Source organism: Tibeticola sp. (genome assembly GCF_022759015.1).
Taxonomy (GTDB): Bacteria; Pseudomonadota; Gammaproteobacteria; order Burkholderiales; family Burkholderiaceae_C; genus Tibeticola; species Tibeticola sediminis.
In genome coordinates, this window is the sequence record NZ_JAEMQB010000105.1 from 17361 (window position 1) to 30378 (window position 13018).

Sequence of the window (13018 nt, forward strand, 5' to 3'; positions counted from 1 at the left end):
TGGCCGGCTCGCTGCTCGCGAGGCTAGCTGATTTGCGGCACCTGAACCGGCAGGTTGATGCGCACGCACGTGCCACTGCCCGGCGCACTGAAGACCTGGAGTGAGCCGCCCAAAGCAGCCGCTCGCTCGCGCATCCCGAGCAGGCCACGCCCGCCGGGCTGTCCTCTCCTTTGCTTGAACCCGCGGCCGTCGTCACGTACGTCGATGGTCAGCGTTCCGCTCTCGGGGCGAAGGTTCGTGCGAACCGTGATGGTGCTTGCCTGCGCGTGACGCATCGCGTTGCAGATCGCTTCCTGGACAATGCGCAAGACTTCATGCGCCTCCCGGCCACCCATCTGTTCGAGCGCATCGAGCTCCTGCAGATCCCAGACCAGATCCATGCCGTTGCGGCTGAACGCCGCCTCCAAGCGATAGCGCAGGTTGCCCAAAGCCTGGGCGAGAGACTGTCCCTGGTCGTAAATTTCGTCAACCAGCATCTTCACGCCCAGCATCACCTCTTCCAGCCCCTGCATCATGGCCTTTTGACGCGCATCGTTGGGGTCGAGCGACGCCAGCAACTGAGTCAACTGCGACCCGACCCCATCGTGCAGTTCCCGGGCGATGCGCTGTCGCTCATCCGCGAGAACGGCCTCGATAGCCGGCTCGAGCCCGCTCGAGCCGATCGAAACCTGTCGCCAGCCCAAGACCGAATCCCGCCCCGCCGGCAAGTCCCCGATCGCCAACGGCCCCTTGGCCGCGATCCAGACCAGCAACAGATACAGCGCAAAGGCAAAGTGCACCATCGTGGGCGTCAGCAGCCCGATCGGCGCGCGAAAAGCGTCTTCCACGAAGATCGCCAGCGCCAACACCCCAGCCCCGAGCGCCAGCCAAGCCCGGGTCGTGTCGGCTCGACGGGCGGCGCGCCAAAGCCCCCAGACCACGAGTCCGCCCGAGGTGGCGTTGACCACGAACCACGCCCACCACCACGCACCCTCGCTGAGGCTCCCCAGCGCGCCGTCCTTCGCCGACCAGAGCAGCAGACCGAAAGCCACCGCCTGTGCGCCGCCCCAGAGCCCGAGCAGGCCGCCGCCCTCCGGTCGCGCTGCCGCAAGCAGCAAGGCCCCGACGCCGCTGAGCACCAGTTGATAGAGCAGCGCACGAGCGGGCAGCAGAGCCTGGGCATCGAACTTCAGACCGAAGGCTGCCATGGGCTGCGTCAACCAGAGGAACGCCACCCAGGCGAGGCACAGCCAGAGCATAGGCCGGTCCACCGCGCGGGCGCCCCCCCGCCAGAGGCTCCACGCGGACCAAGCCGCAGCGCCCAACGCGAGTGCCATCGACGCGCCCATCAGCATCCGAATGAGAAGGATGTGAACCGCCGTATTCATTGCACACCCCGTGCGCGAAAGCTCGCCAACGCACAGCCTTGATGCCGCTTGGCGCACTTTCCGTTGAAGCGGAAACCAACGTGCGCCGTCAAAGCAGTCCGCGCCGAGTGGCCTGGCTGACCGCTTGAGCGCGTGTGTGCACACCCAACTTCTGGTAGACGTTGCGCAGATGGGTGTTGACGGTCTGGACGCTGATGTCGAGCCGGCCAGCGATCTCGGCGCTCGTATGGCCGGCAGCGATCAGCTTGAGCACATGCCGCTCGCGCTGGGAAATCCCCTCGCTTTCGGCGGCTGGCGGGCGGTTACGCTCGAGCCGTTCCCCGCGATCGGCGCCATCGAAGCGCGCGAGCAGCCGCCGCGCCAGGTTTGGCGTGATCGACGCACCGCCATTGACCACCTGCAGCACGGCCTGCGGAAAATTGCCAAACCATGAGTGCTTGACGAGGTAACCCGTCGCACCCAATTCGAACGCATGCAGGGCGTGGTGCACATCCTCCATGGACGAGACGACAACGGCCTCTGCCATGGGGCGCACGGACTTGAGGTAGCGAATGAGATCGAACCCCGTGCCGTCGCCCAGATGGAGGTCGACCAGCATGACGTCGTGTTCTTTCTGGTCGATCAGCCGCTTGCCTTCCTTGTAGCCATCGGCCTGGCCGATCAGGTCGATGCGCTCGTCGGCCAGCAGTTCCTGAGCGATCACCCGGCGGATGTGCGGGTCGTCATCGATCAACAGAACACGCACGGGTCGGTCCGGCTGCCCCACCAAAAAGTCCGGCCAGAGCGGCTTGGGCACGGCTACGGCCACCGGGGCCATCGCACGGACCAAATCGTCCGATGCGCTCGCGGCAGCCTTGCTGCGGGTTGTCGTTTTTCCCAACATGACGATCCTCCATCCTTCAGTCGACGACCCTCAACGGGTACGAGTCGACACATTAGTCCCACTTTGGATGCATGGGTGCGACAAATTTCACGTCCGTACTTATCGTTACACCTGAAACATCGACGACCTACCGAAATTGAAATCGGCAATTTCGCGAAAACCATAGCAACATCGGCTGTGTTGACGCGGGTGTTGGGCCGATATAGCGGGTCAGTAGGTAGGCGATGCCCACCAAGCCTCGGTAGTCGATGCAGGCGATGGTCGGCGCGGGCTCGCAGCCAGACACTGCATCCCAGGTTGATGAGCCGAGCGCCTTCCCGGGGTTACCCCCGATGACGCAAGGTTCATTGACCTGAAGGTCGGGATGGTCTGGATCAGCCAGGGCATCCCGGGATAGGCACTACTTGACCCCTTGAAGGAACCATCATGAAAGCACTTTCCATCATCGCCCTCGCCGCTCTTTCAGCCGCCGCTGCACACGCATCGCCGCCCCCGCCGCCGCCCTCTTCGTCGGGCCCGGCGATCGTGATCAATGGCAACTCGGCGCAAAGCGTCACGTCCATGTTCAGCGCGTTCCGCAACAACTCCAATGGAAGCGACAGCGGCGCATACCAGAACGTGTCGAGCAACGCGGGTAACGTGACCATCAACGGCAACTCGACCCAAGGCACCAGCGCCGGCGGCTCGGATGTCGCGAACCACTCGACCGGCAGCAACAGCTATGCGAGCCAGAACCTGTCGAGCAACGTGGGCAATGTGACCATCAACGGAAACTCCACGCAAACGACCGGCCTGATGATGAGCTATGTGGCCAACTGGTCGACCGGCAAGAACTCGATGGCGGTTCAGAACCTCGCCAGCAACAACGGCTGCGTGACGTGTAACGCCACCTCCTCCAGCGGCCACGGTGGCGGCCATCACGACTGAGTCGATCCCAGCCTCGGCCGACGCGCGGCATGCGCGTGGGCCGAGGCTTTTCGCCGTTTAGGCCCCACCCAACATGCCTTGGAGGTCATCATGAAGCTGCTTTTGAACGGACTTGGGTTTCTGCTCTGCGTCGGGGCTGGTAGCGCGGCCTTCGCGGCCCCCGGGGAGGATCCGCTGCCCCTGACCGGCCCCGTCGGCCACCCGACGATGCTGACGCCGCCACCGCCGGCTTCTGGTCAGATCGACGGCAACCCCGAAATGCCCGCCTGGATCAAAGCGAAGGTGGCCCGGTACGAAGCCAAAGCCTTCTCGGCAACCGCCGACGACGGCAGCATTTACACCGACAACACCGTCGTCGCGACCTCTCAAGCCCAGGGCTTTACCAAGACCTGCGTGCAGGAAGTGGGCAGCGTCACGAGTTCACTGGGGCCCCAAGGCAGTGCCAAGACGAGCACTGGATCGCAGCAACAAATCGTGGTGCTCCGAGGCGACCTGGTGAACATTTGCCGCTGAGTCACGCACTCAAGGCTGAGGCGTAGCTGACGCAGAAAAACCCAAAGACGAAAACGAGGAGAACGCCATGACAGCCACCACCGCCCCCCGGAGCCGCGGGTCCTTGTTCGCCAGTCTGGCGCGCGCCTTGGGGACAGCGAGCCTGGCCGTCTGGATCGGTGGCTGCAGCACGCCGATGAATGTGCGCGACGATGCGGTCTACCAGTCGTATGGATCGGCAGCGAACCGGCCCGCGAACAAACCGGTGCGCTCGATTTCGTCGTTTTCGGACTCGCTGATGTGCATGGATCGCTTGTTCCGCGAAGCGCAGGTTCCGACGACCCTCATCACGAGCAAGTGGATTCCCGACTATTCGAACCGCGTGCCGGTCGCGACCAAGGAAATGATCGTCACCGCACTCTCGCAGATGTCGCGCACCAGCAACGCGTTCCGCTATGTCGACTATGAGGTGGACATTGCGCGCCAGGACACGGTCCAGAACCTCACGGCGATCCTGCTCGGAATCAACCAGATGCAGCTGCAGCGACCGGCGCTGTATGTCTCGGGCGGCGTGGCATTCGTCGACCAAAACGTGCTGAACAACCGCTTCAATGTCGGCACATCGGCCTCGCGGCTTGAGACCGGATACAGCCAAAACAAGAACGCGACCATCATCGGCCTCGAACTACACCTCGGCGACTTTCGCACGCGCACGCTGATTCCGGGCCTGGATTCGGCCAATGAAGTCGTCATCGGCACCGGCGGGCAAGGACTGGACCTGGCCGGACGCATCAGCACCTATGGATGGAACTTCAACGTCGGGCGCGACTACACCCAAGGCTCGGGCGCGGCGATCCGCACCCTGGTCGAACTCGCCATGATCGAGCTCGCTGGCAAATGGGCGCGCGTGCCCTACTGGCAGTGCCTCACCCTCGACCAGGCACACCCCGACTTCCAGCGGCAACTTCGTGACTGGTACGACGAGGGCGACGTCGGCATCCGCCATGGCCTGATTCGACAGTCGCTGATCAGCCATGGCTACTTGGGGCCCGACAAAGCCAATGTGCCGCTCAACGATCCGGATTTCCGCGCCGCGCTGGCTCGCTTTCAAGCCGATCAAGGCATGGTCGTGACGGGATCGATTGATTTCCCGACCTATGAGCGCGCCTTGCGTTCCTTCGTCGGGCTCGGTGAGGACGGCAAACTCGTGCGCATCGGCTGGACTCCGACCACCGCCGCCCCGATTCTGGCGAGTACCGTCGAGCCCTCATCCACCGGCAAAGGCATCCAGGTGTACGGCAGCGCCGCGCCCGCGCCGCTCAAACTGGAACTGCGCATCGAGAACCCGAAGCCAGACAAGTCCGTCTTTGAATCGGGCGAGCAGATCTTCGCCTCGGCCACCGTCTCGCGGGCTTCTTACCTGTATTGCTATTTCGCCGAGAGCCTGGGGAACGTGCTGCGACTGCTGCCCAACCCGAGCCGGCCGACTTCGGCGGTTCCGGCCAATCAGATGGTTCGCATACCGGACTGGATGGCGCCCAACCCTGGCTTCGTGCTCGATGCCGGCGTGCCGGGTACCGAGACGCTGACCTGTTTCGCGTCGGTCGAAGACCCGGCCTCGCGCCTGCCGGCTCCGCTGGTCGAACCGGGCCTGCAGCCCCTGCCAGGCTTCAACGGAATGCACAGCATACGCGAAGCCTTCCACAAGGCGTTCGACGGGCGTGGCTACGTCGAGCAAACCTTGCAGTGGGAGGTGCGTCCTCGCCGCGCCCAGGCCGCCGACGCCAGCCCGCAGCCCAAATCCTGAGCGAGGACGCCATGCGGCCCCGTGCCGGGCATTGCGCCCTACTGCTCGCCGCCCTGGCGCTCGGGCTCCATGCGGTCGAAGCCCGCGTCCAGCCCTTGCGGCCAGCGGCGATCGAAATGGATCCGCCGCTGCCGCCGCGGATCATCCCCAGCACCTTGGGCCACTCCGAAGTGGAGCGTGAGCTGCGCACGCTCGAGCGCCTGGCGACATCCGAAAAGCCCGTCTACGCTGCGGGCGCCGCGTCCCAAGCCCGCGGTGGCTCAGCCAAAAGCCTCGCCAAGCCCAAGGCGGGCAAAGCCCAGCCCGCGGCAAGTGCGCCCGCTGCCGCAGGCGGACCGGGGACCGCCGCCTGGCTGCTGGGTCTGATCCATCTGCACGGCGCGGGCGTGGCACGAGATCCGGTGCGCGCGCAACAGTGGTTCGAAGCCGCCTGGGCACGTGGAGAACCCCTGGCGGCGGCCGGCATGGCGTGGTGTCTGATCGACGGCTGCGCCGGACCGCCAAGCCCTGCCGCCGCACAGCCTTGGATCGACCGGCTCGCCCGGGCGAACCGGGGGCGCGCCCTGTATCTGGCTTGGCTGAGTTTGACTCGCCAATCGCCGCTTGTATTGGCCGAGATTCAAAACCCGCGCACGGGCTCGGAGGATCCGCCGCTGCCCCACCCAGAGCTGTTGCTCGAGGCGGCCCGACTCGGTGATGTGCACGCGCTCATCGAGCTCGGCCTCGACGCCGCGAGCCGCCGGCACTGGCAGCAGGCGCGAAGCTACTTTGTCGCTGCCGCACCGAAGTCCAAGGCCGCTGCCGCCAACCTGGAAATCATCGACATGGCCCAACCGCGCAGCGCGAAGAGCAGCGAGGCGGCCGCAGCACCCGGCGCGGCGGCGCTGGCCGAAGCCCGCAGGGCCCACCGCGGGGAAGGCATGCCGGCGGATTATGCGATGGCGATCCGTCTCTACCGCCAGGCTCAGGCCGAAGGCAACCCCGAAGCCCAAAAAATGCTGGCCCTGATCTTTTCGCGCCCCACACCAACCGGAGAGGTCGATCTGGCCTGGATGCGACAACTCGCCTACGTCGACGTCAACAGCCTTGCGCCTTCATTGAGCAACCTGGCTGGGGTTCGGGTCATGCGGCGTGAGCCCACGCCCCTGTACGACTTCCTACCACCGAAGTGGCAGCAGCGCACCCTCCCCGTCGCGCCCTGAAGACCGAGCCTAGCCGAGTGTCTTGAAGCCGGCTCGCGCATCTACCTCACCCGCCCCGCAGTGCCGTGCGCAGTCGCTCGCCGATGTCGGGCCGCGTGGCGAAAGGGTCGGGCGGGTTGCGGGCCTCGACGATGGCCTCCATGCGTTCGCGCACGTTACCCAGCGCCTGCGGGTGGCTGTAGATGTAAAACTGGTCGGCTGCGACCGCGTCGAACACTTTTTGCGCAACCTCTGCGGCGGTCACCTTGCCCGAGTTCACGGCCTTGTCGCTCATCGCTTGGCCGATGAGCTGGCTGCGGGTGGGCGCCTGAGCGGGCAGATCGGACGGGCGGTTGCGATGGCTCTGGCTGATGCCCGTGGGGACGAAATAGGGGCACAACACGCTCGCGCTCACCTGCTCGGTGATGAGCCGCAGGTCTTGATAGAGAGTCTCGGTCAGCGCCACCACGGCATGCTTGCTGACGTTGTAAATGCCCATATTGGGCGCCGTGAGCAATCCGGCCATGCTGGCGGTGTTGACGATGTGGCCGCGCCATTCGGGGTCGGCCGCTGCGGCCTCGAGCATCATCGGGGTGAAGAGCCGCACACCGTGGATCACGCCCCAAAGGTTCACGCCGAGCACCCAGTTCCAATCGGCGACGGTGTTCTCCCACACCAAGCCACCCGCACCCACGCCGGCATTGTTGAAGACGAAATGCGGCGCGCCGAACCGCTCGCGCACGGCGTCTGCCAGGGCTTGCATTTGCGCACCATCGGACACGTCCACCCGACGCGCGAGCACTTCGGCGCCTAGCCCGCGCATTTCATTGGCTGCGGCCTCGAGCGCATCGACCTGCACGTCCACCAGCACGAGCTTCATGCCCAGCCGCGCCCCGATGCGCGCGCATTCGAGTCCGAAACCCGAGCCTGCGCCAGTCAGCACCGCTGTCTTGTCTTTGAAATCCACGATCATCGAGGCTTTCTCCTGAAGGGGGTAGGCGCGTTCAACGCCGAATCATTTCGATGTGCGCGATGCCGTCTTCGACATACGGTGCGCCATCGGCGACGAAACCATGCTGGCCATAAAACGACTGCAAGTGGGCCTGCGCGCCGATGCGGATGGGTTGCGGGCCCCAAAGTTGCTCGAGCGTCTGCACCGCCTGCGCCATCAGGGCATGGCCGAGGCCCAAGCCGCGGGCGGTCGGCGCGGTCACGACGCGCCCGATGCTCGCTTCGGCGTAGGCGACGCCCGGCGGCACGAGCCGCGCGCTGGCAACCAGCGCGGCCTCCGCGGGCGACCCGGGCCGCTCGCCCAGGATGTGCAGGCACTGCGGGTCCAGCCCATCGAGGTCGAGAAACACACACGCCTGCTCCACCACGAACACCGCGCTGCGCAGGCGCAGCAGCCGATAGAGCGTGTCGGGCAGCAAGGCCCCGAAGGGCAGGCACCGCCATTGAACATCGGTGTGGGCTTGCGCGCATCGCGTCGATGCCGGTACAGGCGCCAGCGCAGGCGCACGGGCACTCGCCAGCGCTGGGCGGTCGTCGAGAATGGAGCTGTCTGCAGCCATGCGTCCTCGTCAGCGGGGTTGAGCACGCCTGAGGATCGCCGCGAAATCCGTGCCTGAGGGCAGGCAGCCGAAGCTGTAGCCCCACTGCCCGGCCAGGCGCGACTCGCAAAACGCACTGAACACAGCCGCCGGTGCGGTCTGCGCGAGCAGGGCCGCCTGCACGGCGAGCGCCACGTCTTGCGCGAGGCGCCGGGCCTCGATTTCGGTCGCCATCATCTCCACGCGGGTGGGCAAGCTCGCGGCGAGCTGGTCGAGCGCGGGATGCATGCCCCGAGCCGGAGCCAGTTCCTGCGCAAGCGCCGCGGCGGCATCCGCCTTGCGCAACGCGCGCAGCAGGTCGAGCGCCATGATGTTGCCCGCGCCTTCCCAGATGCTGTTGACGGGCATTTCGCGGTAGATGCGGGCCATGATGCCCTCACCGCCCTCTTCCACATAGCCATTGCCGCCGAGACATTCCATGGCCTCTTGAGCAAAGGCGCTGCCGCGCTTGCAGATCCAGAACTTGGCAATGGGGGTCAGCAGGCGCTGGATCACGCGCTCGTGCTCGTCGCTGATCGAGCGGTCGAAGCTGCGCGCAAGACGCAAAGCCAGTGCCGTCGCGGCCTCCGACTCGAGCGCGAGGTCGGCGAGCACATTGCGCATCAGCGGCTGCTCGATCAGGGGCTTGCCGAAGGCCATGCGCTGGCGCGTGTGGTCCAAAGCGAGCGAGAGCGCCTGCCGCATCAGGCCGCTGGTGCCGAGCGCGCAATCGAGCCGCGTCAGCGTCCCCATGGCCAGGATCTGCGGCACGCCGCGCCCTTCTTCGCCGACCAGCCAGGCCGTCGCGCCGGCAAACTCGACTTCGGAGCTGGCATTGGCCTTGTTACCGAGCTTGTCCTTGAGGCGCTGGATTTGCAGCGCGTTGCGCGTGCCGTCGGGCAGGATACGCGGCAGAAAGAGGCACGACAGGCCACTGGCTGTCTGCGCGAGGATCAGGAAGGCGTCGCACATGGGCGCGGAGAAAAACCACTTGTGCCCGGTCACGGTGTAGCGCCGGCCCCAGCCGTCCTCGCCCGCGGGGATGGCTTGCGTGGTGTTGGCGCGCACGTCCGAGCCGCCTTGCTTTTCCGTCATGCCCATGCCCATGGTGACGCCGGCCTTGTCGGGCCAGAGGACCAGCCGGGGGTCGTAGGCGCGGCTCGTGAGTTGCGCCGACCAGTCACGGTAAATCGACGGGTTGTCTTTGAGCGCCGGCGTGACCGCGTAGGTCATGGAGATCGGGCACAAAACCGAGGGCTCGAGCTCGGTGAACAGCATGAACGCCGCCGCACGCCGCACATGGGCATGGCCGCTGGCCTGCTCGGCATCGGAAAACGGCGTGGCGTGCAGGCCGGCTTCGGTCGCGGCGCGCATCAAGGCGTGGTAGCTCGGGTGGAACTCCACCTCGTCGATGCGGCGGCCAAAGCGGTCGTGGCTGCGCAGCTGCGGCGTGTGCACATTGGCCAGCCGGGCGTGCGTCTGCATCTCGCCCGTGCCCAGGACAGCGCCCAGTGCGCGCAGGCCCCCGGGGTCGAGCGCGGGAGCGTTGAACTTCAGGCCGTCTTGCAGCGGCCGGTTGGCCTCGAAGAGGTTCACGTCGACCAGCGGCTCGGGCTGGTTGAACACTTCATGGGTGGCGATGTTCATGCGAGTCTCCAGGCGCTGCGCCGGCCGCGGTCCCTCAAATGAGCTTGACGACTTGTTTGCCGAGGTTGCGGCCTTTGAGCAGGCCGATGAAGGCTTCGGGCGCGGACTCGATGCCTTGCGCAATCGTCTCGCGGGGGCGCAGCTTGCCGGTCGCCACGAGGGTCGCGAGTTCCGTCAGAGCCTCGGGCCAAACCTCCATGTGCTCGCTGACGATGAAGCCCTGCATTTTGAGTCGGCTGACCAGGATCAGCGCCGGATGCGCCATGGGCAAGGGCTGGCCGTCGTAGCCGGCGATCATGCCGCAGACGGCGATGCGGCCGTGGGCGTTCATGCGCAGCATGACGGCATCGAGCACCATGCCACCGACGTTCTCGAAATAGCCGTCGACGCCGTTCGGGCAGGCGTCTTTGACCGCCTTGGACAGACTGTGGGCGTCCGGATGGGGCTTGTAGTCGATGCAGGCGTCGAAGCCGAGTTCCTCGACCGCGTAGCGGCACTTCTCGGCCCCCCCTGCAATCCCGACCACGCGGCAGCCCCGCGCCTTGCCGAGCGCCGCAAAGGCGCTGCCAACCGCGCCGGTCGCGGCGCTCACCACCAGCGTCTCGCCCGCTTTGGGTTCGATGATCTTGACAAGGCCATACCAGGCGGTCACGCCCGGCATGCCGACGGCGCCGAGGTAATACGACAGCGGCACGTGGGTCGTGTCCACTTTGCGCAAGGCACCGGGTTGGTCCGCGTCCACCACGCTGTATTCCTGCCAGCCGCCCATGCCGACGACGGCGTCGCCGGGCTTGAATTTTGGGTGGCGAGATTCGACCACCTCGCCGACCGTTCCGCCGATCATCACTTCACCGAGCGGCTGCGGCTCGGCGTAGCTCTTGCCCTCGTTCATGCGGCCCCGCATGTAGGGGTCGAGACTCAAGTAGTGATGGCGCACCAGCACCTGCCCCTCTTGGAGCGGCGGCGTTTCGGTGACCCGCAAACGGAAATTGGCCGGGCTGGCTTCACCGACCGGGCGGTTGTCGAGGACGATCTGTTTGTTCTGGGGCATGGTGAATTCCGTGGTTGATCTGATTTTGATAGCAAGAACTGACCGTTTGACGCTGGGATACGGGCAAAAAAGCCTAAAAACAGGCTCAGAGGCTGAGAGGGAATTGGGCGTGCCCGAAGGGGCGCCCCAAAACGCGCCCGAGTAGGCGCAAAGCACAGCCGTAGCTCGGGCTACGGCTCGCATTTGCAACGCCCTCTGGCGTGTTTTTGGGTGTCAAAGCGGGCATGACCAATTCCCTCTCAGCCTCTCAGTCGGTCGGCAGTGGCGGCTGTGGCGCCGAAACGGACGCCTGGGCCCGGCGCACGTAGCGGAAGGTGCCGGTCGCGTGCGCGCAGGCACGGCCAGCATCGTCGTACAAGGTCGCTTCGGTGAAAGCCATCGCGCTCGTGCGGTGCAGCAGCCGCCCACGCGCCTCGAGGGCCGCGCCTCCCGGTGCGTCTGCGGCGATGCGTGCCGGGCGCATGAAACTGGTCTTCATTTCGATCGTGACCACCCCCAGCTCGGGCTGCACGCTGCGCGCGGCGGTCGCCATCGCGACGTCGAGCATCGTCATGCAGACACCGCCGTGCGTGACGTCGAATGAGTTGCGATGCTCGGGCCGGGGCTGCAGCCGAACCGTGGACTCGCCCCCCTCGAAGCGCTCGAGCGTCAAGCCGAGATGCTCGACGAAGGGGATGTGCGCGCTGAAAGGCAGGCTCATGGACGTCTACAGCGGTGGAATAGGCTCGGTCGGCCGAGGGGCACGCTCAGCCGCCCGTGACGACGCTCACCCCCCCATCGACTGCCAGCCATTGGCCCGTGATGTGCTTACCGGCATCGGATGCGAACAACAGGGTCGCGCCCTTGAGGTCTTCGTCGTCTCCGAGCCGCTGCAGCGGGGCGTGCGCCGCGAGCCGCTCCTCGCCCAGTGCCTTGAGGGTTCCGGCCGTCATCTTGCTCGGGAAAAAGCCGGGGCAAATCGCGTTGACATTGATGTGGTACTTGCCCCATTCGGCCGCCAGCGCGCGCGTGAAATTGATGACCGCCCCCTTGGAGGTGTTGTAAGCAATGGTCTGCATTTCGGGCGGGTTGCCGCCGAGGCCCGCGATCGACGCGATGTTGATGATGCGGCCGCGACGGCGCTCGATCATCGAGCGCTTGGCCACCTGCTGGCTCAGGATGAAGTAGCCGCGTACGTTGAGGTTCATCACCTTGTCCCAGGCTTCGAGCGGATGGTCCTCGGCGGGCGCGCCCCAGGCGGCACCGGCGTTGTTGACCAGGATGTCGATGGGGCCGAGCCGATGCAGGGTTTCGTCCGTGAGGCGGCGCAGATCCTCTTCTTTCGCGCAGTCGGCGGCAATCCAGCGCGCGTCGATCCCTGCGTCTTGCAGCTCGGCCACCGCCTGCTCGAGTTCATCGGCCTTGCGCGCCGTAATCATCACCCGCGCGCCGGCCTCGCCCAGCGCGTGGGCCATCTGCAGCCCCAGGCCGCGGGAGCCGCCGGTGACGAGCGCGTTGCGCCCTTTGAGGTCGAAAAGCTGGTGGATGGTGCGGGTCATGTCAGAGTCTCCTATGGGGTTCAAACTTCATAATCCATGCACTGCCGCTCCAGGCGGACGGCCGCAATGAAGGGCTTGAGCGCCTCATGCTGCGGATGATGCTGGTAGGCGTCGAGCGCTTCGCGGCTGTCGAATTCGGTGTAGAGGACGAGGTCGTAGGTGCACTCGAGCCCCGGCGCAGCGCGGGCCACCTCCAGGGTGCGCAATCCAGGTACCAGCCCGCGGCAGGCCTCGAGCAAGGCCTGGGCGCGCGCAAGGTTGGCCGCCTTGTCGGCGCCCTCGGCCTCGTCTTTGAACTTCCACATGACGATGTGTTTGATCATCCTAAAGCCGGCAGTTGGGCGCGCCTGGGCGGGTCGTCATCGGGCGCGCGGGCAAGGCGCAAACCACAGCCATGGCGGGCGCCATGGCGAGGATTTGCAACGCCGCCCCCGCACCCGAGGGCGACTCGAACGGGTGCGCAGCGCTCACCCAAGCGGTGAACGGCTTTTGCACCCAAAACGGTTCAAACATCAACACTTTGCATTCAGCTCAAA

The 13018-nt window shown here is 65.9% G+C and carries 14 protein-coding genes; 4 read left to right on the forward strand and 10 right to left on the reverse strand.

Translation table 11 applies throughout. The annotated features are described in order from the left end of the window. Positions 1-23: 23 nt before the first annotated feature. Together JHC36_RS06630 and JHC36_RS06635 are read right to left on the reverse strand one after the other, a co-directional pair. Entirely contained in the window at positions 24-1367 is a 1344-nt protein-coding gene (locus tag JHC36_RS06630; protein ID WP_287917361.1) for an ATP-binding protein, read from the reverse strand. A gap of 88 nt (positions 1368-1455) precedes the next feature. Next, entirely contained in the window at positions 1456-2184 is a 729-nt protein-coding gene (locus tag JHC36_RS06635; protein WP_287917404.1) for a response regulator transcription factor, read from the reverse strand. A 492-nt stretch (positions 2185-2676) separates the two neighbouring features. Between JHC36_RS06635 and JHC36_RS06640 the strand changes: the two genes are divergently transcribed. From JHC36_RS06640 to JHC36_RS06655, 4 genes are all read left to right on the forward strand, one after another. After that, positions 2677-3177: a hypothetical protein gene (locus JHC36_RS06640; protein ID WP_287917364.1), complete on the forward strand. Its 501-nt coding sequence runs from the start codon at positions 2677-2679 to the stop codon at positions 3175-3177. Positions 3178-3267: 90 nt separating this feature from the next. Beyond that, the gene (locus JHC36_RS06645) at positions 3268-3690 is read left to right on the forward strand and encodes a hypothetical protein (protein WP_124221653.1); all 423 of its coding nucleotides are present in this window, start codon (positions 3268-3270) and stop codon (positions 3688-3690) included. 67 nt (positions 3691-3757) lie between these two features. Then, the gene (locus JHC36_RS06650) at positions 3758-5476 is read left to right on the forward strand and encodes a DUF4384 domain-containing protein (protein WP_503006936.1); all 1719 of its coding nucleotides are present in this window, start codon (positions 3758-3760) and stop codon (positions 5474-5476) included. A gap of 11 nt (positions 5477-5487) precedes the next feature. Next, a complete protein-coding gene (locus tag JHC36_RS06655) occupies positions 5488-6678 on the forward strand; it encodes an SEL1-like repeat protein (protein WP_287917369.1) in 1191 nt (396 codons plus the stop codon). Between the two features lie 46 nt (positions 6679-6724). On the opposite strand, the gene JHC36_RS06660 is transcribed toward JHC36_RS06655, so the two are convergent. The 8 genes from JHC36_RS06660 to JHC36_RS06695 all read right to left on the reverse strand — a co-directional run bounded on the left by JHC36_RS06660 (position 6725) and on the right by JHC36_RS06695 (position 12995). Further along, positions 6725-7630, reverse strand: coding sequence for an SDR family oxidoreductase (locus JHC36_RS06660; protein WP_287917372.1), 906 nt, complete (start codon positions 7628-7630; stop codon positions 6725-6727). 31 nt (positions 7631-7661) lie between these two features. Further along, positions 7662-8228: a GNAT family N-acetyltransferase gene (locus JHC36_RS06665; RefSeq protein ID WP_287917375.1), complete on the reverse strand. Its 567-nt coding sequence runs from the start codon at positions 8226-8228 to the stop codon at positions 7662-7664. 9 nt (positions 8229-8237) lie between these two features. Next, positions 8238-9893 carry an isovaleryl-CoA dehydrogenase gene (locus JHC36_RS06670; protein WP_287917377.1) on the reverse strand — a complete coding sequence of 552 codons (1656 nt, stop codon included), beginning with the start codon at positions 9891-9893 and terminating at the stop codon, positions 8238-8240. Positions 9894-9927: 34 nt separating this feature from the next. Next, positions 9928-10944 carry an NADP-dependent oxidoreductase gene (locus JHC36_RS06675; protein ID WP_287917379.1) on the reverse strand — a complete coding sequence of 339 codons (1017 nt, stop codon included), beginning with the start codon at positions 10942-10944 and terminating at the stop codon, positions 9928-9930. Positions 10945-11191: 247 nt separating this feature from the next. Then, positions 11192-11644: a PaaI family thioesterase gene (locus JHC36_RS06680; protein ID WP_287917381.1), complete on the reverse strand. Its 453-nt coding sequence runs from the start codon at positions 11642-11644 to the stop codon at positions 11192-11194. Positions 11645-11690: 46 nt separating this feature from the next. After that, positions 11691-12482, reverse strand: coding sequence for an SDR family oxidoreductase (locus tag JHC36_RS06685; RefSeq protein WP_124221624.1), 792 nt, complete (start codon positions 12480-12482; stop codon positions 11691-11693). 20 nt (positions 12483-12502) lie between these two features. Then, positions 12503-12805, reverse strand: a complete 303-nt coding sequence (locus tag JHC36_RS06690; RefSeq protein ID WP_287917399.1) for a Dabb family protein — start codon at positions 12803-12805, stop codon at positions 12503-12505. A gap of 1 nt (position 12806) precedes the next feature. After that, positions 12807-12995, reverse strand: a complete 189-nt coding sequence (locus JHC36_RS06695) for a hypothetical protein (protein WP_287917401.1) — start codon at positions 12993-12995, stop codon at positions 12807-12809. Positions 12996-13018 lie beyond the last annotated feature (23 nt).

Bases quoted from the DNA above. Each gene is read 5' to 3' on its own strand.
- JHC36_RS06635 (WP_287917404.1), bottom strand. From the start codon at position 2,184: ATGGCCCCGGTGGCCGTAGCCGTGCCCAAGCCGCTCTGGCCGGACTTT.
- JHC36_RS06645 (WP_124221653.1), top strand. From the start codon at position 3,268: ATGAAGCTGCTTTTGAACGGACTTGGGTTTCTGCTCTGCGTCGGGGCT.
- JHC36_RS06665 (WP_287917375.1), bottom strand. From the start codon at position 8,228: ATGGCTGCAGACAGCTCCATTCTCGACGACCGCCCAGCGCTGGCGAGT.
- JHC36_RS06670 (WP_287917377.1), bottom strand. From the start codon at position 9,893: ATGAACATCGCCACCCATGAAGTGTTCAACCAGCCCGAGCCGCTGGTC.
- JHC36_RS06685 (WP_124221624.1), bottom strand. From the start codon at position 12,482: ATGACCCGCACCATCCACCAGCTTTTCGACCTCAAAGGGCGCAACGCG.
- JHC36_RS06680 (WP_287917381.1), bottom strand. From the start codon at position 11,644: ATGAGCCTGCCTTTCAGCGCGCACATCCCCTTCGTCGAGCATCTCGGC.
- JHC36_RS06650 (WP_503006936.1), top strand. From the start codon at position 3,758: ATGACAGCCACCACCGCCCCCCGGAGCCGCGGGTCCTTGTTCGCCAGT.
- JHC36_RS06655 (WP_287917369.1), top strand. From the start codon at position 5,488: ATGCGGCCCCGTGCCGGGCATTGCGCCCTACTGCTCGCCGCCCTGGCG.
- JHC36_RS06690 (WP_287917399.1), bottom strand. From the start codon at position 12,805: ATGATCAAACACATCGTCATGTGGAAGTTCAAAGACGAGGCCGAGGGC.
- JHC36_RS06660 (WP_287917372.1), bottom strand. From the start codon at position 7,630: ATGATCGTGGATTTCAAAGACAAGACAGCGGTGCTGACTGGCGCAGGC.
- JHC36_RS06695 (WP_287917401.1), bottom strand. From the start codon at position 12,995: ATGTTTGAACCGTTTTGGGTGCAAAAGCCGTTCACCGCTTGGGTGAGC.
- JHC36_RS06640 (WP_287917364.1), top strand. From the start codon at position 2,677: ATGAAAGCACTTTCCATCATCGCCCTCGCCGCTCTTTCAGCCGCCGCT.
- JHC36_RS06675 (WP_287917379.1), bottom strand. From the start codon at position 10,944: ATGCCCCAGAACAAACAGATCGTCCTCGACAACCGCCCGGTCGGTGAA.
- JHC36_RS06630 (WP_287917361.1), bottom strand. From the start codon at position 1,367: ATGAATACGGCGGTTCACATCCTTCTCATTCGGATGCTGATGGGCGCG.